Source organism: Dyadobacter soli (assembly GCF_900101885.1).
Taxonomy (GTDB): Bacteria; Bacteroidota; Bacteroidia; order Cytophagales; family Spirosomataceae; genus Dyadobacter; species Dyadobacter soli.
Window position 1 is genome coordinate 216,792 of record NZ_FNAN01000012.1, and the last position, 21,448, is coordinate 238,239.

The following is a 21,448-nucleotide window of genomic DNA, read 5'->3' on the forward strand; positions in this document are numbered from 1 at the left end:
TTAACTCATCAACTCATCGACTCATCGACTTTCAACTCAATAATTCGCATTCTGCGCAATCGAGCCGCCTGAACGATCGATCTCTACTTGCGGGATCGGGAATACTTCGTTTTTTCCTGCTGTGAAATTGCCGCCTTTGCCATTCGAGCCGGGTTTTGCGGCGTAAGCTTTCATCGTCGGCACCAACGCATTCCAACGCATCAGATCGAACAGTCGGTGGTATTCCATTGCCAGCTCCACGCGTCTTTCGTGCCGCACCGCCTTTCTCAGGTCGTCGCTCGCCTTGACGTCGGGCAGCTGTTTTTCAGCTACTTTCAAAACCCTCGATGCCGCTTCGACGTCCTTCCTCGACGAGCCGGACGCCCGTTTGCGCACCTGGTTAATGTAGTTTGCCGCTTCGGCCTTGTCCCCGCCGCTTTCGACCAATGCCTCCGCGTACATGAGCAGCACATCGGCGTAGCGGATCGGATGATAGGTCCAGGCGTCGTTGCCCCATCCCTGCCCCCGGCGCGACTCGGGCAAATACACTTTGCGGCTGTGGTAGCCGGTATTCGGGTAGGTAGAAAAGTCGAGTACCTCTTTTGTTCCATTCAGCTTCGGAAACTGGTCACCCGATTGCAAAACCGTGTACAGCTGGCGTGAATCGCCCTCTTCGAACTCATTCACAAGGTCTTGCGTAGGCAGATCGAAACCCCAGCCGCCGGTTGCTCCACGTGGCGAACAATACACATTAATGGTACTACCCACTATCGGAATGGCCGGATCGTCGCCCATAATAATGGAAAACACCGCCTCTTTGGTCTTATACCCATTTTCTAGGAAAATCTCCTGAAACTGAGGGTGTAATGCATACGCACCCGAATCGATCACTTTTTTAGCGGCGTCGCGTGCCTTCTCAAAAAGCGCGGCATCGTCTTTGGCAAAAAACAGGTAAACCCTGGCCAGCAATGCCCACGTAGCCTCACGCGTAGCCCTACCAACTTCCGAGGCCTGCAAACTCTTCGCCGAAAGCATTGCCGGGTCATTGGCTGCCGCAGTAAGCTCAGCTTCAATAAATTGGAAGACTTCCTTCGCAGTAGCACGATTCAGTTTGGTACGATCCTCGACGGTCAGCGTTTTCGTCACCAGCGGCACGCCACCGAAAACTTCCGCGAGTTCGAAGTAGAAAAATGCCCTTAGAAAGCGGATTTCAGCAAGGTAGCGGCTCTTTTGCACAGGGTCCAGCGGCGCACCGCCGGCATCGATGAGGCTGGCTTCGGGCAGCCGCTCCAATGCTACATTACAATTCCCGATCGCACTGTACCGGGCTGTCCAGTAACCAGCCAGCGTTTCGTTCGAAGAAATCGTGCGGCCGAAACCCAGGTCGGTCACAAAAGGGCGGTCTCCGGCGTCGGAACCGCCTTTGTCGGCATCGTCTGTGGCCATATTGCCGAGCTCGGCGCGGGCGGCTTCATAGCCCCAGAAGTTACTCACAAAACCACGATAGCAAGTTACCAGCGACTTGAAGCCGGCATCGGGCGATTTATAGAATGTCTCGTCGGTAAGGTTGCCCGGCGGCGTGCGATCGAGGAAATCGTCGGAGCAGGAAGTTCCGAGCAGCAGCAGGCACGACGCCAACATTAATATCGATAACTTTTTCATAGTGAATATTTTAGAATTTTGCATTGATACCAAACATCCATGTGCGCGCCTGCGGGAAGTATCCCTGATCGATCCCGGTCAGCTTCGGGTCCGTCGAACCCATTTCCGGATCGAGGCCGCTGTATTTGGTGATCGTGAACATGTTTTGCGCACCGACGTAGAACCTTACCTGTTTGATTTTCGCCTTTTGCAGCAAACCTGTTGGCAGGCTGTAACCGAGCTGCAAGTTCTTCATACGCAGGTACGAACCGTCCTCCACGAAATATTGGGATACATTGGTGTTCAGGCCGGCATTTTGCGAAATTTTGTAGTATTCGTTGGTACTGCCCGGCCCGTTCCATGCTCTTTCCAGGAAACCCTTCGGCGCATTGTACCAGCCCGTTCCGGCCTCGGTGTCGTAGCGGAGAATATTCATCACATCATTCCCCTGCGAGCCCTGCACGAATGCACTGATATCGAACCCTTTGTAGGCCGCATTGACAGTCAGTCCGTAAATGAAGTCGGGCCATGGGTTACCAATTTTCGTCCGGTCGTCTGCATTGATCAGCTGGTCGCCATTGATGTTTTTGAAGCGGATATCGCCGGGTGTCGAAAGGCCTTTCTGCGCGCTTGCGTTGACTTCGTCCGCCGTCTGGAAAATACCGTCGGTTTGCCATCCGAAATAATAGCCCACGGGCATTCCTTCCTCCGTTTTGGTGATAGTTTCGCCCAAATGCGCAGTCGAATAGATCGGTTCTCCGCCGCCCAGCGTGGTTACTTTATTGGTAAATGTCGACAATGTAGTCTTGATACCATACTGAAAACCAGCCACTTCATCATCATAACCGATAGCAAAATCCCACCCTTTGTTCACCATTTTCCCGGCATTCGACCAGGGGAAATTGGGATAACCCAAGGTGGTCGGCAGCGGCACGATAAGCAGCATATTGTCGACTGCCTTTTTGAAATAATCGGCAGTGAGCGTCAGTTTGTTATTCAAAAACGCAAGGTCTACGCCGATATCGGTCTGGTTGGAAGTCTCCCATTGCAGGATCGGGTTGCCAATGCTATTGCGGCCGGCGCCCATGTACCAGGTTTTGTTGTCGCCGAAAAGGTAGCGGTTGTTATTGGCGTAGGTCGATAAATACGCGCCGTTCGCGACATTCTGGTTACCGATTTGCCCATAACTCGCCCGCAGCTTGCCTTCCGAGAGCCATTTCAGCCCCGAATCTTTGAAAAACGCCTCGTTTGTAAAGTTCCAGGCTGCCGAAACCGACGGGAAGGTACCCCAGCGGTAATCCTTCGCAAACCTCGAAGTACCGTCGCGGCGCACGTTGGCCGTCAACACATATTTCCCTCCGAACGAGTAGCTTACCCGGCCAAAATAGGAATTCAATGCATTCGAATAAGTATAACCCGATGCGCCCGGATTGATCGTAGCGGAGTTGATAATGCGCATATCTTCTTCATTATTAACGATTCCCTGCTTCGAAGCACCATACTCCAATCCTTTCGTGAGCTCGGCCGACGTGCCCGCGAGCACATTCAGGCGATGCTGGCCCCATACCTGGTCGAATGCCAGGGTATTTTCCCAAAGGAAGTAATTGGACCAATAGGAATAGTTGCTGACCGTGTTGTAGGTCGCGTAATCATAGCCATTGAGGTAATATTGCGGTGTAAAACCTTTGGAAAGGCCCCTGTGAACGTCCAGACCAAAGTTGCTGCGGAATTTGAGTGGTTCAAAAATCTTGACTTCCAGGTTCGCACCGCCTTTCAGACTGATACCTTCCCAAATGCTCTGGCGCATGCGCTCGATCTGCCCAACCGGGTTCGGCTTATTGGAATATAACACACCCGCATAGCGCGAAAACGGGTTGCTGGCGTCATAGCCCTGCATGATGGTTTGGTAAAAAGAAGGGATGTCACGCAGGTTATCACGGTAAACGGGCGTGATCGGGTCGGCGGTCATGGCGCTGAAAATCGTCCCGGAATAAGGATTGTTCTCATCGATATTGCGGCGGCTTTCGTACACCACGGCGATATTGCTGCCCAGGCGTACGCGGTCGTTGATATCCGCATTGACGTTGTTGCGCCACGAAATCCGGCGATAGTCCGAACCGCGCACAATGCCTTTCTGATCCACATAACCCAATGCCGACGCAAAATCGACCTTTTTGCTGCCGCCGGAAACGGTGATGTTGTAGCTCTGCACGGGTGCATTTTCGTGGATGATCTGCTTCCACCAGTCCGTACCATCGGGACCGGTGTTGGTGCGCACGAAATTGAGCGCCTGCGCTTTCATATCCGGCGAAATCGGCGGGGTGACGCCTACCGCTTCCGCCGCGCGGTTCTTGTAATCGATAAATTCCTCTGCATTAAGCATATGCGACCGCTTCCAGGGCGACTGCAAGCCATAGTAGCTATCGAATGAAACGCTCATCGATTCCGACTTGGAGCCTTTTTTAGTGGTGATGATCACCAGGCCATTCGATGCCCGCGAACCGTAAATGGCTGCGGCAGAGGCATCTTTGTGAATGTCCATCGTCTCAATATCGTTCGGATTCAGCCACCCGATGCCGGTTTGCGGCAAGCCGTCGACGATGTAAAGCGGCTCATTGGAGTTGTTGATCGAACCGATGCCCCGTATACGTACAACGCCCGCGGAACCCGGGCTCCCGCTCGACTGTGTCACCATTACGCCCGCGGCTTTACCCTGCAATGCATCCGCCGCCGAGCGTACGGGCATATTCCGGATCTCGTCACCTCCGATCGACGCTACCGAGCCGGTCACATCCTTTTTATTGACGGTACCATACCCGACCACCACCACCTCCGAAAGCGATTTAGAATCCGTCGAAAGCTTCATATCGACCACCGAGCGGTTCTCGACAAGCGTTTCGGCCGAAAGGTAGCCGATAAACGAAAAGACCAGCGTGGCATTCTCGGGCACATTCGGGAGCTCGTAACGCCCTTCACCATTGGCAGTAGTGCCTGTGCCAGAACCTTTTACAATCACGCTCGCACCGGGCAACGGCTCGCCGGATACAGCATCCGCCACCACGCCCGAAACCGTAAGTGCTACCTGGGTTACCTTCCTTTCCGACACCCCTTTCAATAGCGAAGCGAGCGTGCTCACCGGCTGAGTCGACTGTAATTGGCCGGTCGGTTGCTGTTGCGATGATGTTTTCTGCTCCGCATCCGATCGTTCGCTCTCTTTTTCGGTCGTTTCGTCCTTAATATAGATCACATAGAAATTGTCCCGTAGTTTCTTGAAAGCCAGATTGTTCGGTTCCAGAATTTTACGCAACGAATTTTCCAACGAACCCGTTTGACGCGCGCCCAGCTTCCCGGACTCCTTCACGGTTTTGCCATTGACATAGCCGGAGTTGTACAAAAAAGAAACATTGAACTGTTTTTCCAGCTCACGCAGCCTGGATTCCAGGGTCACCGCCTGGCGCGGGTTTGCATGGCTGCCGGGTGCGGCCTTCTCAGGAGCGATGCCATCCGGCGTGACCCGACCCGGGGACGGGCCATTGCGGGTGCTTCCATCCGCGCTCGACAACGCGACGGTCTGCGCCTGCGTGATCGGGACGGCGCAGCAGCATAATGCGATCAGGTTAAGGGTAGTGATCAGTCGTTTCATAGGCGAAAACGTTTAACAGGTTTAGTTTAAATGGCCAAAATGCGAACGCGTACCACATTATTTCGCGATTCTGAACATAGAGTACCGTTTCATTCGGCCTACCGCCATGTAAGGCGTAACTTTTTTTTAAAATTCTTTAAACAGTCTTATTCAAGAGATCAGGCGTTATTCATTTGCTATTTATTAATATATAAAATTTAATTTATTAGTTAGTTAATAAATTAAATTATAAACTAAACATACGCTATGAAATGCTTCCAGAATCAACTTACCGACTCATCAATGCCGTACTTTGAACCCTGACCTCCAAACTTTCAACCCTAAACTCTGGACTTTAAACTCTGGACTTTGAACCCTGAACTCCAAACTTTCAACTCTAAACTCTAAACTCTGAACTCCCAACTCCCGTCCTATTCCGCTCTCGGCGCAATCACGATTTGATTGCCATCCCGGGAAATGGTGACGGCCGATGCCTCGGCGATGCCTTCCAGGAGCAGCTCCACATTGTCTGTCGGTACGGAGCCGGATATCTGGCGATCGAGCAATTCGGGGTTACCGGCTTCTGTTTCCAGGCCATAAGTGTCCTGCAATATCGCCGCGACCTCCCTGAGTGAAGTATTTTTGAAAACCAGCTTATGCTCCTTCCAGGCGGAATAGCGCCCTGTTTCAACACGTTCGCGCTGGTAGTCGGTAGGTTTTTTAGTGAAGCGAATCATTTCCCCCGGTTTGAGCACCAATGTATCCCTTTCTGAATCGCCCAGGTTACACCGTACCTTCCCCTCGTCAAGGACGATCCGCGTTCCGCTTTCGCGTTTGCTTATATTAAATTGAGTACCAAGTACATCCAGACTGAAATCGTCGCCCGTGCGCACACGGAACTTCCGGTGATCTTTGGTATGAACCACTTTGAAATACCCCTCACCTTCCAGCTTGACCTCGCGCAACTCCGGCCATTCCCTATCATAGGAAAGCACCGAGTTGCCGTTGAGCGTCACTTCCGAGCCGTCGGGCAATGTCAGCACACGCGTTTCGCCGAAAGCGGTCCTTTCAACAATGCGACCATTTTGCCGCTGAAACATATACATCCCAATGCCGGCAACGACCAGCAGCAACACCGCCGCCGCGATGCCACGCCAATTGAACCAGCCAGACCTATTGACAGACGGCACATTCCATTCCTGCGGCACCGGCTGCGCTGCTTCGATGCGCGCGAAGATTTTACCCTCCAATGCAGACAGTCCGTCGGCCGAAAGGCTTTCCGTAAAAGCAGGCCGAGATTCGGCCGAAAGGTACCACGCTTCAAGCTCAGCGGCCTCTTCGGGCGAGTTCTGCCCGTTTTTGTCTTGTTCCAATAAGTACTGCAAGCGATCTTTGTCCATTCGTCTATATGCTTCTTCGCTTTTAATAGAGTAACATTCCGGCGCGGTTACCGCCATTCTCAGGCGTTTTTTTACTACCGATATAAATCCCACAATGCCAGCACAAGCCACGCCCAGGCAAATTCTTTCAGGTTGTCGCGCAGGATTTTGAGCGCCCTTCCCATTTGCTTTTCGACGGTATCCACCGGAATTTGCTCCTGCTCGGCGATTTCCTTATAAGTAAGATGCTCCTTCCTGCTCAGCACATATACTTTCCGCAATTTTTCGGGCAGGTTTTCAATGCTCTTTTCCAATGCACTGGCGAGCTCCTCGTAATGCAGGCGGTCTTCGATGTAATTACCTTCTTCACCGGGTGTTTTCAGCCAATGTTCGAGGTAAGCTTCCCTGATTTTGCGGGAACGAATGTGGTTATAGATGCTATACCGCGACGCGCCGAACAGGTAGGCTTCCAGCGAAACCGATATCAGCAACGTCTCGCGTTTGGTCCAGAGATCGGTGAAAATCTCCTGGATAATCTCCTCACATTCCTCCCGTAACAGGAGCCGGCGGTATGCGGCGTCGAAGAGCCGGCGCCAGTATTTGCGGTACAATGCGGCAAAAGCGTCGCTGTCGCCCGTTCGCATATGGGCGAGTAAAGTGGCGTCGGCGCTATCTGGGTTTTCGGGAACGATGATCGGATCGGGTTTAGAGGCCCGCAAGTTCGGTTATCCGTCGGTTAAAACCGACGGTAAGTTTTGGGGAGTTGTTTTAAGCGATCTCATTTTTTAACAATTTTTAAGACAACAGATTTCTTATGTAACCGTTGTTGAGACATTATGCATCTTAAACAAACCTTTCAAAATGAGAACATTATCTGTACTTTTTCTGATGGTACTGTGCTGCACCTCGGCCAGTTTTGCGCAATCCCCCGACCAGAAGATCGGCTACGTCGACCAGCAACATATCCTGGAAAACATGCCCGAATTCAAGAAGCTGAATGAGGAAATCGTCATTAAAAGCGATCAGTACGACAAAATTCTGAAAGGGAAATACGAAGAGTTCAAACTGAAATCGGACGCTTTCGACAAACTCGTTGCCAGCAAGGCCGATCAGGCCATTTTGCGCGATAAAGCCATCGAGCTAGAAAACCTGAAAAAATCCTACGAAGATTTCGAGACCAATTCCATGGCGCAGCTCCGTGACTATTATTCCAAAAAGTTTGATCCCATCAAACAAAAAGTCAATGAGGCCATCATCTTCGCCGGCCGCCAGAAAGGCTACGCATTCCTCCTCCGCATGGATCTCAACCCCAACGGCGGTGACCTCTGGCCCGTGGTCCTCTACGCCCGCGACACCACCTCGAACCTCACGTCCGACATTATGAAGAACCTTGGCATCAATGCCGCGGCGGCTTCGACCAGGAAAGTGGGGCTGCCGCAACTCCTAAAAAAGTAGAAAAACTATTTCCTTTACCGTCGGTTGAAACCGACGGTAAAGGATTTGCAGCTATTATCTGATACCGTCAGTTTTAACTGACGGAGAGTACACTAGTAGTATTGACTCGGCTACTCAATTCCTGACCAAAGTCAGTTTTCCCCACTCCTTTCCGTCAGCCGTTCCAGCCGTCGTATGCGCCAATTTTGGACAAGGTTTAATCCAGACCATGACCATGAGCATATTGACGGCCCCGGAGGCCATTCCCGATACAAAGCATGTTTGTTACCATTGCGGCGAGGATTGCCGCGATGAGGTACTGCATGCCGACGACCATGATTTCTGCTGCGACGGCTGCGTGACCGTTTACAGCCTGCTGAAAGAAAGTGATCTTTGTCAGTATTACGCCATCGAAGCCGCCCAGGGCATTTCGCCGGACCCGACATTCTACAAGGGCAAGTACGATCACCTCGACCAACCCGATGTTTCCGGGAAAATGATCGAGTTCACGGATGGGCGCCTCACTACCGTATACTGGTACCTGCCGAAAATGCATTGCAGCTCGTGCATCTGGCTGCTCGAACATCTCTATCGCCTTAACCCGGCGGTACGGAGCTCGGTGGTGAACTTTCCGGAGAAAAAGGCGAGAATTACGTTCAACGCGGGGGCGCTGCGGCTGAGCGACCTCGCGGCGCTCCTCACGCGCATCGGGTACGAGCCCTACCTGAGCATGGACGATCTTTCGGGCAAAAAAGCGGGCAAATGGAACCGGACGCGGCTTTACAAAATCGGGATCGCGGGCTTTGCATTCGGGAACATCATGATGCTGAGCTTTCCCGAGTATTTCCATTTGGGACAAAATACTTCCGACCAGAATCTCCGCACGCTTTTCGGTGTCCTGAACCTCGCATTGAGCATGCCGGTACTGCTGTACTGCGCTGGGGATTTTTACAAATCGGCCTGGTCGGCGCTGAAAGGGCGTTACCTGAACATTGATGCGCCCATTGCCCTCGCATTGAGCTGTGTTTTCCTGATCAGCATTTACCAGCTCGCTACACAAACCGGCCCCGGCTACCTCGATTCGTTTGCCGGAGCGGTGTTCTTCATGCTCGTGGGCAGGTATTTTCAGGACAAAACCTACGCCGGCGTCTCATTCGACCGCGATTATAAATCCTACTTTCCGATCGCCATTTCCGTTTTGAACGACGGCGCTGAAACCCGTAAACCCATTACCGAGCTCCGAAAAAACGACCGGATGCTGGTCAGGAATGAAGAGCTGATCCCTGCCGATGCGGTATTGCAAAGCGCCGTTGCGATGATCGATTACAGTTTTGTGTCGGGCGAGTCGCAGGCCGTCGAGAGGCGCAAAGGCGATACGATTTATGCCGGGGGCAAGCAAAAAGGGGCGGCTATCGAGCTGGAAGTACTGCGCGAGGTTTCGCAAAGCTACCTGACGCAACTCTGGAATAATGAAGCATTTACACGCGAGAAAGACGATGCGAACAAGTCGCTGGCTTCGCGCATTAACCGCTACTTTTCACTGACAGTACTGGGCATTGCGGTAATCACTTTTGCAATATGGTTTTGGGTCAATAAAAACCCTGAGACCGCATTTCTCGCATTCACTACCACCCTTCTGGTCGCTTGCCCGTGCGCATTGCTGCTTTCCTCTACGTTCACGAACGGCAACCTGCTGAGCGTTTTCAGCCGCAACCGCTTTTATCCCAAAAACGCCCACAGTATCGAACGGCTGGCACAGATCGACGCCGTCGTTTTTGACAAAACAGGTACCATTACCTTGCCCGACGACGCCGAAATCGATTTTACCGGCGAGTCCCTGACGCGGGAAGAGCTGATGATGATCAAAACGCTGGTCGGGCAATCGTCCCACCCGCTGAGCCGGCTCATCGCGAAGCATTTGACCGATATTCCTGCCAGCCGACGCGTGCTGACGGGGTTTTCCGAAACCAGCGGTAAGGGAATGGCTGCGCAATGGGGCGCGAGAATGGTCAAAATCGGCTCTCCCGGCTGGGTAGGTGCGGCCCGCGACAATGCAGGTCACCAGCAATCGAGCCGGGTGTATGTGGCTGTCGATGATGTGGTTAAAGGCTATTTCACAATCCGGAGCAAATACCGCCCGGAGCTGCCGGAAACGCTGGCCGCATTACACCAGGCAGGCATCCGCACATACCTGCTCTCCGGCGACCGCCCTACCGACCGCGACTTACTCGCACCGCTTTTCGGGCAGCATGCATTGCTGCTCTTTGACCAAAAACCCGGGCAAAAACTGGATTTCGTACGCGGGCTGCAAAGCGAAGGCCGTCACGTACTCATGGTCGGCGATGGGCTGAACGATGCCGGTGCATTGCGCCAAAGCGACGTCGGGCTGGCGGTGTCGGACGATATCAACAACTTCTCCCCTTCCTGCGACGCGATTGTGGAAGGAAACCAGCTAAGCCTGCTCCCCGGCTACATTGCATTAGCCCGCAGCGGCCAGCGCATTATCCGCCAGAGCTTTGCTATTTCATTGATCTACAACATACTGGGACTTTCGTTTGCCGTCACAGGCCATCTTTCGCCCGTGATTGCGGCGATACTGATGCCCGTCAGCTCCATTACGATCGTGGCTTTCACAACCCTCGCCAGCAATGCGGCTGCGCGGCGGCACCTTAAAAAACTGACCAATGTCATAAAACGGGCGTAGCGGTTGTCATGCTTTGTCCGTCGTGCCGCCGGTAGTTTTGGATTATCAAACTCACCTAACCGATCCTCATCATGAGCGCATTGTATCTGCTGATTCTCGCCAGTCTGCTGGTGGCACTGGGATTCCTCGGCGCATTCATCTGGTCGGTGCGGAAGGGGCATTACGACGACGACTACACGCCTTCCGTACGCATCCTGCTCGACGACACCGAAAAAAGCAGTACTAACTGACGCCATTCATCTGAACTGAATTTTACCATTTATCCTCACCGAATTATGTCAAACGTTCCCCATCCCGGTCTTGCCTCCGTCGAGTTGGATGAATTTCAATACGACAACCGCATTGTCCGGGACTTCGCCATCGCCACGATCCTGTTCGGGCTTATAGGCATGCTCGTGGGCTTACTGGCCGCCTTGCAGCTGGTTTTCCCGAACCTGAATTTCGACCTGCCTTTCCTTACATTCAGCCGCATACGTCCACTGCATACCAATGCGGTGATCTTCGCATTTGTCGGAAACGGCTTTTTCACAGGACTTTACTACTCCGTTCCGCGCGTACTGCGGACGCCCATCTGGAGTCCGGCATTGAGCCGCTTCCATTTCTGGGCCTGGCAGGCCATTATCCTCGGCGCGGCCATTTCGCTGCCTATGGGTTTTACTACTTCCAAAGAATATGCGGAGCTGGAATGGCCTCTGGACATCGCCATAGCCGTGGTTTGGGTTTCTGCATTGGTCAACATCATTATGACGACAATCAACCGTCGCGTGGAGCACATTTATGCCGCGGTATGGTTCTACATCGCCTCTTTTGTGACAGTAGCGATGCTGCACGTGGTGAACAGCATTGCGCTGCCGATCTCGTTCATGAAAAGCTACTCCGTGTATGCGGGCGTGCAGGACGCGCTCGTGCAATGGTGGTACGGGCACAACGCAGTCGCATTTTTCCTTACGACGCCCTACCTGGGGCTGATGTACTACTTTCTGCCCAAAGCTGCTAACCGGCCCATTTACTCCTACCGGCTTTCGATCGTGCATTTCTGGGCGCTGATATTCCTGTATATCTGGGCCGGGCCGCACCACTTGCTCTACACCGCTTTGCCCGAATGGGCGCAGACGCTCGGCACCGTATTTTCCGTCATGCTCCTTGCGCCGTCCTGGGGCGGGATGATGAACGGATTGATGACCCTGCGCGGTGCCTGGGACAAAGTACGTGAAGATGTGGTACTGAAATTCATGGTGGTAGCCATTACCGCTTACGGCATGGCCACTTTCGAAGGGCCGATGCTTTCGCTCAAAAACGTAAACGCCATCGCCCACTACACCGACTGGATCGTGGCACACGTACACGTGGGGGCACTCGGGTGGAACGGCTTCCTCACATTCGGTATCCTGTACTGGCTTTTCCCGCGCCTCTATAACCGGCCGTTGTATTCTCCCAAAGCCGCCAATTTCCATTTCTGGATCGGCACGCTGGGCATTATCTTCTATACCATCCCGATGTATTGGGCCGGCTGGGTACAGAGCTCGATGTGGAAGGAATTTACACAGGAAGGACTTTTGAAATACCCCAATTTCCTGGAAACCGTAACGGCGCTCAAACCACTGTATTTTCTCCGCGGTGTAGGCGGCTCGTTGTACCTCGTTGGTTTTGTGGTGATGATCTATAACCTGTGGATGACCGCGCTGAAAGGCAAGCTCGTAGCCACCGAAACCGCCAAAGCCATGCCGCTGAATGCGATCTGGCATGCGGAGAAGAGCGAATACTGGCACCGCAGGCTCATGGAACGCAAGCCCCTGGCATTAACCATCTTCTCCCTGGTAGCCGTCGCGATCGGCGGGATGATCGAAATGATCCCGACGTTCCTGGTCGAATCCAATGTACCAACCATTGCGAGCGTGAAGCCTTATACGCCGCTGGAATTGCAGGGCCGCGACATTTACGTCCGCGAAGGCTGCTACGTATGCCACACGCAGATGATCCGTCCGTTCCGTTCCGAGATCGAGCGGTTCGGGGAGTATTCCAAATCGGGGGAATTCGTATACGACCACCCGCACCAATGGGGCTCCAAACGCACAGGACCGGATTTGCATCGCATAGGCGGCAAGTACCCCGATTCCTGGCATTACAACCACATGGAAGATCCGACCAGCATGTCACCCGGCTCCATCATGCCGCGTTACGGTTGGCTGCTCGAAAACGATCTCGATACCACCACCACGGTGGCCAAAATCAAAGCCATGCAAACGCTGGGCGTGCCCTACGAAAAAGGCTACGAACACCAGGCCAACGCCGATCTCTTGAAGCAGGAAAAGGAAATTCAGGAACGCCTGAAACAAAGCGGCATCAAAACGGCGGCGAATAAAGAGATCATCGCACTGATCGCTTACATGCAACGAATGGGAACTGATATTAAAAAATGACCCCTCATGAAATTCCGCAATTACCTCGAAACCATAGCCGGTGTGGGCATTTACCCGCTCATATCCCTGCTGATATTCTTCGCTTTCTTCGTCGGCCTGCTCTTTTATGTGTGGGGGCTGGATAAAAGGAAGCTCGACAAAATGCGCAGCATTCCGCTCAACGACGGCGTTGCAAAAAAGACCCTGCTATCACTTCTGCTGCTCGGATGTGTTGCATTGCCCGCATCGGCGCAGGAAACGACCGAAAAAGTACGCGCCATCACCGAGCTGGACCTGATCCTTTACGTACTGCTTGGTGCATTGGTATTCATCATGATACAGCTGGCCATTTTGCTGGTGTCGGCAATGAATATCCTCAACAAAACCGCCCATGCTTCCCACGAGGAGCCTAACCACATTTTCAGTACGCATTGGTGGCGCAAGTTCAGGGGCATCAGCGTGGCCGTGCATAACGAAAAAGACATCCTGATCGATGGTCACGATTACGACGGCATCCAGGAGCTCGACAACCGGATGCCGCCCTGGCTGCAATTCCTGTTTTACACCACCATTTTCATCGCCGTAGTTTATTCGGCCTACTATTTCAGCGGCCTGGGCGATTTGCAGATCGCGGAGCTCGAAAAGGAAATCGCCACTGCCGAGGCAGATAAGAAGGCTTACATGGAAAAAGTGGGCGCCAGCATGGACGAAAATTCCGTAACGCTCCTCACAGACAAAGCAGGCGTGGAAGCGGGGATGAAAATTTTCCAGGAAAAATGCACGGCTTGCCACGGTACCGAGGGCGGCGGCTCGGTAGGCCCCAACCTCACCGACGACTACTGGCTGCACGGCGGCGGCATTCACAATGTGTTTAAGGTGATTAAATATGGTGTACCCGAAAAAGGAATGATCTCCTGGGAGAAACAGCTTTCCCCTACCGACATCCAGAAGGTGGCGAGCTTCGTGCTTTCAATTAAGGGTACCAAGCCGGCCAATGCGAAGGAGCCGCAAGGCGAGCTTTTCAGTGAAGAGACCGTGGCAGAGAACTAATTGAATCATGAAAACCAGTACCGAAACACGGCCCCTGTATCCCCAGCGCCCCGAAGGCAAATGGCATAACCGCCGTGTGGCATTCAGCATCGCCATCATCGCATTGCTGTTCGTCGTTCCGTTCGTACGGGTCGGCGGGCAGCCGCTGGTGTTATTGAATGTAATTGAAAGGAAGATCATGCTCTTCGGCATCTTCATCGGGCCGCAGGATTACTGGCTTTTCGGGCTGACAATGCTTTCGTTTTTCGTGTTCATTGTGCTTTTCACTACCGTTTTCGGGCGGTTGTGGTGCGGCTGGGCTTGCCCTCAGACGGTTTTTATGGAAATGGTTTTCCGCAAAATCGAATACGCCATCGAAGGCGACGCCGGGAAACAAAAACTGCTGGACAAAGCACCATGGACAGCGGACAAAATCCTGAAAAAGGGTTTGAAATACACCATTTTCCTGATCGTTTCCTTTGCCATTGCCAACCTGCTGCTGGCCTATGTGCTGGGTACGGATGAATTATCCAAAATCATTTTGGAACCGGTTGAGGATCATATCGGGCTATTTTCCGGCATTGTCCTGTTCACAGCCGTATTCTACTGGAACTTCGCGTGGCTGCGCGAGCAGGCCTGCACGGTGGTGTGCCCGTATGGCCGCCTGCAAAGCGTGCTGCTCGACCGCAACTCCATCAACGTCGCCTACGACCACGAACGCGGCGAGCCAAGGGGCAAGCTGCACAAAGGTACCGACCGCACCGAAGGCGATTGCATCAATTGCTTCCAATGCGTGGCCGTATGCCCCACCGGCATCGATATCCGAAATGGTACCCAAATGGAATGTGTGAATTGCACGGCATGCATCGATGCCTGCGACGCGATTATGGACAAAGTCGGGTTTGACCGTGGCCTGATCCGCTATACTTCCGAAAACGCGATTGCAAAAAAGACTGCAAAAGTGATCACCCCGCGGACCTGGGGATATGCGGCGGTACTGCTGTTGCTCTGGTCGGCATTGGGGTTCGTGGTAGCGACCCGCACCGATACGCAAACCACCCTTTTCCGCGCACCCGGCAGCCGCTACATCGAGAACGGCGACGGCACCATCAGCAACCTCTACACATTCAAGATATTCAACAAGACGAACCGCACCATCAAACCCTCCATGCACCTCGACTCCCCGCACGGTAAACTTCTTTTCGCCGGATCACCCGATCTGACGCTGGAAGCGGCGGGGATGTCCGAGGGAACCGTGTTTGTGATTATCCCGAAATCCGAATTGAGAAGCCGGAAAACAGTGCTGAAACTCTCGGTTTCGCAGGATGATCAGTTGCTTGAAAGTTTTGAGACCACATTCATGGCACCGGAAGAATAATGTCCATTAACCTACTTTTTGAAACACCATGAAAATCAATTGGAAAGCCCTCATTGCCTCTGTTTACATCAGCTTTATTTCGATGATCCTGTTGCTCGTAAGTATGAGCGCGGGGCAGAAAATCGATCTTGTAACGGACCATTACTACGAGGAGGAACTGAAATTTCAGGGTAAGATCGACAAAGCCCAACGCGCCGCGGCATTGCCCGAGCCGCTGTCGTGGCAGGTTACTGAAAACGCGTTGCAAGTAAATTACCCCCCGAGCTTAGCGGAATCGAATATCTCCGGGGAAATCCGCCTCTACTGCCCGTCCGATAACCGCAACGACCGGCAGTTCGCGATTGAACCGAATGCCGGCATCCAGACCATCGCATTATCAGAAATCCCGGCAGGTCGCTACAAAATCCAGTTCGACTGGAAACGCGGAAACGAAACTTACTGGAACGAGGGCGTGGTGGTGATTGACCACAAAAACCTTTAAACCATGATTACCGTCCTGCCTTACCTTGCCATTTCGATGGGGCTGATCAGCAGCTTCCATTGCGTGGGGATGTGCGGGCCCATCGCGCTCGCATTACCCGTGTATAAGGGCACACGCACGCGCCGGATCGCGGGCGTGCTCGCGTATAATGTGGGGCGCGCGCTTACATATGCGATGTTTGGAATGATAATCGGAACCTTGGGGGCTTCGCTGGCCTGGCTGGGAGTGCTGCGTTACGCGTCCATTGCAGTCGGGGTGGCCATGCTGGTTTACGTGTTTTGGCCGGCCGGGTTGGAGCAGCGGCTGCATATGCCATTGTTTTGGCAAAAAGCGATAAACCGGTTGAAGCATAGCATGGGTTTCTATCTCAAAAAGGCGGATTTGACCGGTATGTTATTTCTTGGAATGCTCAACGGGGCAATTCCCTGCGGCATGGTGTATATGGCACTCATAAGCTCCGTTGCCACCGGTGGTGCTTGGGCTGGCGGCGCATTCATGGCGCTTTTCGGACTTGGTACCATGCCCGCGATGCTTGCGTTGGGCATTGCAAAGCAGCAATTCACACCTGCATTGAGGACGCGCATCCGTAAACTGACGCCGGTACTCGTAGCTATCGCGGGCATCTGGCTGGTGGCACGCGGCGTTATGATGTCCTATCCCGAACATTCCGGTGCTTCGGCAGGCATTACAATCTGCCGATGAGCACCTGTTGATCCCGGGTAGAAGTCTGTTTCTGGCATGATCAAGATCATGTTTTCCGCTTCCTGTCCTGGGTAGTTTTGATCAATGATCTACATCAAAACTTTGACCAATGGACAAGGACCTGCTTTTCAAATACAACATTCCCGGACCACGCTACACCAGCTATCCGACGGTCCCCTACTGGCAGAAAACGCCTCCCCCGGTGAGCAAATGGAAAGAGCTCGTCCAGGATGCTTTCACGGTGTCGAATCAAAAGGAAGGAATCAGTCTTTACATACACCTGCCATTTTGCGAAAGCCTTTGTACCTATTGCGGCTGCAACACGCGCATTACAGTTAACCATGCGGTAGAGCACAAATACATCCAGGCCGTTTTGAAGGAATGGCAAATGTATTGCGCATTGTTTGGGGATGAAAAACCGGTGATCCGCGAGCTGCACCTCGGCGGCGGCACGCCTACATTTTTCAGTGCGGCACACCTGGTTGAACTCGTGAATGGCTTGTTGGCAAATGCATTGGTACACGCTGACGCCCGTTTCGGTTTCGAAGCGCATCCGGGTAACACCACCGACGAGCATCTGGAAGCATTATACTCTGCGGGCTTCCGCAGGATAAGCATTGGCGTGCAGGATTTCAATCCGGTAGTCCTGGCCATTATCAACCGGCACCAGACATTTGAGCAGGTAAAACACCTCACGCTAAGAGCCCGTGAAATCGGGTACACATCCGTCAATTACGACATTGTTTACGGACTTCCGCAGCAGAAGAATTGCTCGATGATGGAGACCATGCTGCATGTGATCCGCCTCCGCCCCGACCGCATTGCATTTTACAGCTACGCCCACGTGCCGTGGATCAAACCCGGCCAGCGCCGTTATACCGAAAAAGACCTGCCCGATGCCGATCACAAAATGGCGATCTATGAAACCGGCCGCAATGCATTGGAACTGGCCGGTTATGAGGACATCGGCATGGATCATTTTGCGCTCAAATCCGACGAGCTTTACAAAGCTGCCAAACAGGAACGCCTGCACCGGAATTTCATGGGCTACACCGACACGCGTACGCAACTGCTGATCGGCCTCGGTGCATCGTCCATTTCCGACTCGTGGTGGGGCTATGCGCAGAACGAGAAGAAAGTGGAGGATTATTACAAAAAACTCGCGGCAAACGAGCTGCCGCTGTTCCGCGGACATGCGCTGAGCCGCGAGGACCTGATCATGAGAAAGCATATTCTGCGGCTGATGACGGGTTTCGAAACATCCTGGGCCAGCACGTCGGAAGTTTGTATGGAGCTTTACCAGGCCCTTGAAAGGCTCGCGGAAATGGAGTCCGACGAGCTGGTGGAAGTGGAGCCTTTCCGGCTGAGGATCACTGAAAAAGGCAAAGCATTCGTACGAAACGTATGCATGGCATTTGATGCGCGCCTGTGGGCCGATTTACCTCAAACGACCCTTTTCAGCCAAACAGTTTAACAATGAATTCTTGCGGTGTTCACCTGTGTCCTGTACTTTGGTATGTTTGATACGGATATTTTAATTCATACGCAGGTGATGACACGGCACATCGAGATGCTGGATGCCCTGTTCAAGCACGCGACCGAGGGGATCGTGGTGGTGGACAGGCAGGCGAATATTGTAATGCTCAACCCCAAAGCAAAGGAGCTTTTTGGCTATGCCGACAGCGAGCTGATCGGCAGGAAAGTCGAGACGCTGATCCCGCAACGGTTCAACCGGAACCACGTGGGCTACCGCGACGAGTACCTGGAAGCGCCCCGCGCACGTGGTATGGGACATATGATGGACCTTTTCGCCCGGCGCAAGGACGGCAGCGAGTTTCCGGTAGAGGTGAGTCTCAGCCCTTTCAAAACCAGCGACGGCGAGTTTGTGGTGAGTTTTGTAATCGATATTACCGAGCGCAAAAAGCAGGAAAGCCGCATTATCGAAGCTAATCTTGAAATACAAAAACTGAATGCGGAACTCGAAGAACGCGTGCAGCAGCGTACCGAAGAGCTGGCCGCGGCGATCAAGCGCATAGAGCAGTCGCAGGAGGAAGTGGTACGGGCATTGACGAAGGAGCGCGAACTGAACAACATGAAGAGCCAGTTCGTGACCATCGCCTCGCACGAGTTCAGGACGCCCCTGGCGACGATCCTGTCGTCGGCGTCCCTCATAGGCCGCTATTCCCGCACGGAGGACGAGGACAAGCGGCAAAAGCACGTCCAGCGCATCAAATCGACGGTTACCAACCTTACCGAGATCTTGAACGACTTTCTTTCGATCGGCAAGCTGGAAGAGGGCCGCATTCACGCGATTCCTGTGCTTACCGACCTGGATGCATTTTGCAAGAATCTCATAGAAGAAATCCGCGGGCTTTGTAAGGAAGCGCAGCAAATGCATTTTTCCTACGATGGCGAAGTCACTGCCTGGCTCGACAAACAGCTGTTGCGGAATGTACTTTTTAACCTGCTTTCGAATGCGATCAAGTATTCGGAATCCGGCAAATCGATCTTTCTGAGGGTCAAAAATTGGAGCGGGCTGATCCGCATCGAAGTGCAGGACCAGGGTATCGGCATTCCCGAGCAAGACCAGGGCCACATTTTCGACCGGTTTTTCCGCGCCAATAATGCCGGTAATGCGCAGGGTACCGGGCTGGGCCTCAATATTGTACAAAACTACATCGAACTGATGGGCGGCACCGTGCGCTTCCAAAGTGAAGTGGGTGCGGGCACTACGTTTTTCGTGGAACTGCCTAACCGCGAGCCGGCTACCGTAAAAATCGAATCCTGACACAAACAGTACGCAACTTGGAAGCGAGAAAGATACTTTTGATAGAAGATAGTCCCGAAATGCGGGAAAATACCGCCGAGATACTCGAACTCGCCAACTACGAGGTGCTCACCGCCCGAAATGGCAAGGAAGGCGTGCAACAGGCCGCCCAGCACCACCCCGACCTGATCATCTGCGACATTATGATGCCCGAGCTCGACGGCTATGGTGTGTTGCACATGCTTGGTAAAGACGAGCGAACTGCTTCCATTCCGTTCATCTTCCTTACCGCCAAAGCCGAGAAGGAGGATTACCGCAAAGGCATGACCATGGGCGCCGACGATTATCTGACCAAACCGTACGACGACGTGGAGCTGCTCAATGCCGTTGAAATGCGCCTCAAAAAGAGCGACAGGCTGAAAAAGCAGTTCGAGCGCTCCGCCGACGGTTTCGACCAGTTTATCAAAGAAGCACAGGCATTTGACCCGATCGTGAAACTCGCGGAGGATAAGAAGGTGAAGGTTTTGAAGAAAAAAGAGACGATCTACACGGAAGGCAGCTTTCCTTCGCATGTATTTTTTCTCCAAAAAGGAAAGGTTAAGGCCTATAAATCAAACGAAAACGGCAAAGAATACATTACCGACCTGCTGAAAGAAGGCGAGTTCTTCGGCTACCTCGATCTGCTGCAAGGCGCGCCTTACGAAGAAACGGCCATTGCATTGGAGAGGTCGGAAGTGGCGATGATCCCGAAGGACGATTTCTTCAACCTGCTGCAAGGCAACCGCGAAGTGGCTTCCAAGTTTATCCGAATGCTGTCCAATGAGATCAAAGAGCGGGAAGAGCGGCTTTTGCAACTCGCATATAACTCTGTGCGCAAGCGCGTGGCGCAGGCATTGGTAATGCTTGTACAGCGTTACCAGGAAGACCGCTCGAAGCCATTCTCCATGGCCGTCACCCGCGAGGACATTGCTTCCATGGTAGGCACCGCTACCGAAACCGTGATCCGTACGCTTTCCGACTTCAAAGACGAGCGCCTGGTAGATATGAAAGGCAGCCAGATCACCGTGCTGGAATACGAAAAACTGGCGCGGATGCGGAATTAAATGCTACCTATTTTACCGATAATTAATCCAAAGTTTCCGGCCACTCATTCCCCGGTTTTGACGCAGAAATAGTTTATTTGCTTTTCCTAGTTTTAAGAATTACTTCATTAAAATCTTTCAAACTATGGAACAAACAACGACTACGAAAACACAAGATACTGCGGATGTGAAAGCTCCCGAACAACGTCCGGGGCTTGTGCTTGATAATATTGCAGCACGGATGATGCAATCGCAGAGAGATATAGAGGCATACCGCCGTGGAGAAATGTCACAAGCTGAATTTGACGCACTTGGAATCAAATTCTACTGACTTTTATCCCTACCAACAGAATGGTAGCTACTTTACCTTCACGACGGTGCAAGACATCGTTGTGAAGGTAAATTTATCCCAAGATCCCAGATTTTTCCCTGACAACCCTGAAATAGAGGAAGCTGTCAACTTCTTTATCGAAACCGACAAGCCTTCCATGGGTCTTGATATCCGGCTCAGAAATACTGTGCTGGATATCCTGTCCAATTTTTTGAAAGAAAAGGACCCTATCATCATTTACTATTGCGACCCACGCGACGGAAAGGGGTATTTGCGATATGCAAAATTCAATCGCTGGTTCAGTCTGATGAATAATCCGTCCATCGAGAAACAAGACAGACAAGTCATTGTAATAGATTTAAAGGTTGACGAAAATGAAAATCTGATCAGATATGAACTCCCGGTCTATACATCTATACTGCTACGCAAAACGCACAAGGATTACGAGGTAGCGACCAAGCTGTTTCACTCCGGAAATATTGACAAGACAGGTAAGTTATGATCACCTAAAATAATTCAA

17 protein-coding genes are annotated in these 21,448 nt (G+C 52.6%); 13 read left to right on the plus strand and 4 right to left on the minus strand.

Annotated features, from left to right (window positions below; all coding sequences use genetic code 11):
- Nucleotides 1-36: 36 nt before the first annotated feature.
- The 4 genes from BLQ88_RS21050 to BLQ88_RS21065 all read right to left on the minus strand — a co-directional run bounded on the left by BLQ88_RS21050 (nt 37) and on the right by BLQ88_RS21065 (nt 7,340).
- Nucleotides 37-1,641 (minus strand): RagB/SusD family nutrient uptake outer membrane protein, encoded by a 1,605-nt coding sequence (locus BLQ88_RS21050; protein ID WP_229212783.1) that lies wholly within the window; start codon nt 1,639-1,641, stop codon nt 37-39.
- Nucleotides 1,642-1,651: 10 nt separating this feature from the next.
- Complete coding sequence (locus BLQ88_RS21055; protein WP_090154138.1) at nt 1,652-5,263, minus strand: SusC/RagA family TonB-linked outer membrane protein; 3,612 nt, start codon at nt 5,261-5,263, stop codon at nt 1,652-1,654.
- A 410-nt stretch (nt 5,264-5,673) separates the two neighbouring features.
- Complete coding sequence (locus tag BLQ88_RS21060) at nt 5,674-6,642, minus strand: FecR family protein (RefSeq protein ID WP_176885052.1); 969 nt, start codon at nt 6,640-6,642, stop codon at nt 5,674-5,676.
- A gap of 74 nt (nt 6,643-6,716) precedes the next feature.
- Nucleotides 6,717-7,340, minus strand: coding sequence for an RNA polymerase sigma-70 factor (locus BLQ88_RS21065; RefSeq protein WP_090154142.1), 624 nt, complete (start codon nt 7,338-7,340; stop codon nt 6,717-6,719).
- 142 nt (nt 7,341-7,482) lie between these two features.
- On the opposite strand from BLQ88_RS21065, the gene BLQ88_RS21070 reads away from it, so the two are divergent.
- The 13 genes from BLQ88_RS21070 to BLQ88_RS21130 all read left to right on the plus strand — a co-directional run bounded on the left by BLQ88_RS21070 (nt 7,483) and on the right by BLQ88_RS21130 (nt 21,430).
- On the plus strand, nt 7,483-8,076 hold the full coding sequence (locus BLQ88_RS21070) for an OmpH/Skp family outer membrane protein (protein ID WP_090154144.1): 594 nt from the start codon (nt 7,483-7,485) through the stop codon (nt 8,074-8,076).
- A 214-nt stretch (nt 8,077-8,290) separates the two neighbouring features.
- Nucleotides 8,291-10,759 carry a heavy metal translocating P-type ATPase gene (locus tag BLQ88_RS21075; protein WP_229212784.1) on the plus strand — a complete coding sequence of 823 codons (2,469 nt, stop codon included), beginning with the start codon at nt 8,291-8,293 and terminating at the stop codon, nt 10,757-10,759.
- A 71-nt stretch (nt 10,760-10,830) separates the two neighbouring features.
- Nucleotides 10,831-10,989, plus strand: a complete 159-nt coding sequence (ccoS, locus tag BLQ88_RS21080) for a cbb3-type cytochrome oxidase assembly protein CcoS (protein WP_090154148.1) — start codon at nt 10,831-10,833, stop codon at nt 10,987-10,989.
- A 45-nt stretch (nt 10,990-11,034) separates the two neighbouring features.
- Nucleotides 11,035-13,179 carry a cytochrome-c oxidase, cbb3-type subunit I gene (ccoN, locus tag BLQ88_RS21085; RefSeq protein WP_090154150.1) on the plus strand — a complete coding sequence of 715 codons (2,145 nt, stop codon included), beginning with the start codon at nt 11,035-11,037 and terminating at the stop codon, nt 13,177-13,179.
- A gap of 6 nt (nt 13,180-13,185) precedes the next feature.
- Nucleotides 13,186-14,208 (plus strand): cbb3-type cytochrome c oxidase N-terminal domain-containing protein, encoded by a 1,023-nt coding sequence (locus tag BLQ88_RS21090; RefSeq protein WP_090154152.1) that lies wholly within the window; start codon nt 13,186-13,188, stop codon nt 14,206-14,208.
- Nucleotides 14,209-14,215: 7 nt separating this feature from the next.
- Entirely contained in the window at nt 14,216-15,565 is a 1,350-nt protein-coding gene (gene ccoG / locus BLQ88_RS21095) for a cytochrome c oxidase accessory protein CcoG (RefSeq protein ID WP_090154154.1), read from the plus strand.
- 28 nt (nt 15,566-15,593) lie between these two features.
- Nucleotides 15,594-16,046 carry a FixH family protein gene (locus BLQ88_RS21100; protein WP_090154156.1) on the plus strand — a complete coding sequence of 151 codons (453 nt, stop codon included), beginning with the start codon at nt 15,594-15,596 and terminating at the stop codon, nt 16,044-16,046.
- A gap of 3 nt (nt 16,047-16,049) precedes the next feature.
- Complete coding sequence (locus BLQ88_RS21105; RefSeq protein ID WP_229212785.1) at nt 16,050-16,748, plus strand: sulfite exporter TauE/SafE family protein; 699 nt, start codon at nt 16,050-16,052, stop codon at nt 16,746-16,748.
- A 109-nt stretch (nt 16,749-16,857) separates the two neighbouring features.
- On the plus strand, nt 16,858-18,222 hold the full coding sequence (hemN, locus tag BLQ88_RS21110) for an oxygen-independent coproporphyrinogen III oxidase (RefSeq protein WP_090154158.1): 1,365 nt from the start codon (nt 16,858-16,860) through the stop codon (nt 18,220-18,222).
- Between the two features lie 78 nt (nt 18,223-18,300).
- A complete protein-coding gene (locus tag BLQ88_RS21115; RefSeq protein WP_229212786.1) occupies nt 18,301-19,536 on the plus strand; it encodes a PAS domain-containing sensor histidine kinase in 1,236 nt (411 codons plus the stop codon).
- 17 nt (nt 19,537-19,553) lie between these two features.
- Nucleotides 19,554-20,618, plus strand: coding sequence for a response regulator (locus BLQ88_RS21120; protein ID WP_090154162.1), 1,065 nt, complete (start codon nt 19,554-19,556; stop codon nt 20,616-20,618).
- Between the two features lie 124 nt (nt 20,619-20,742).
- Nucleotides 20,743-20,928: a hypothetical protein gene (locus tag BLQ88_RS21125; RefSeq protein ID WP_090154164.1), complete on the plus strand. Its 186-nt coding sequence runs from the start codon at nt 20,743-20,745 to the stop codon at nt 20,926-20,928.
- The gene (locus BLQ88_RS21130) at nt 20,909-21,430 is read left to right on the plus strand and encodes a DUF6169 family protein (RefSeq protein ID WP_090154166.1); all 522 of its coding nucleotides are present in this window, start codon (nt 20,909-20,911) and stop codon (nt 21,428-21,430) included. The genes BLQ88_RS21125 and BLQ88_RS21130 overlap by 20 nt, the downstream gene beginning before the upstream one ends.
- The last annotated feature ends 18 nt before the right edge of the window (nt 21,431-21,448 follow it).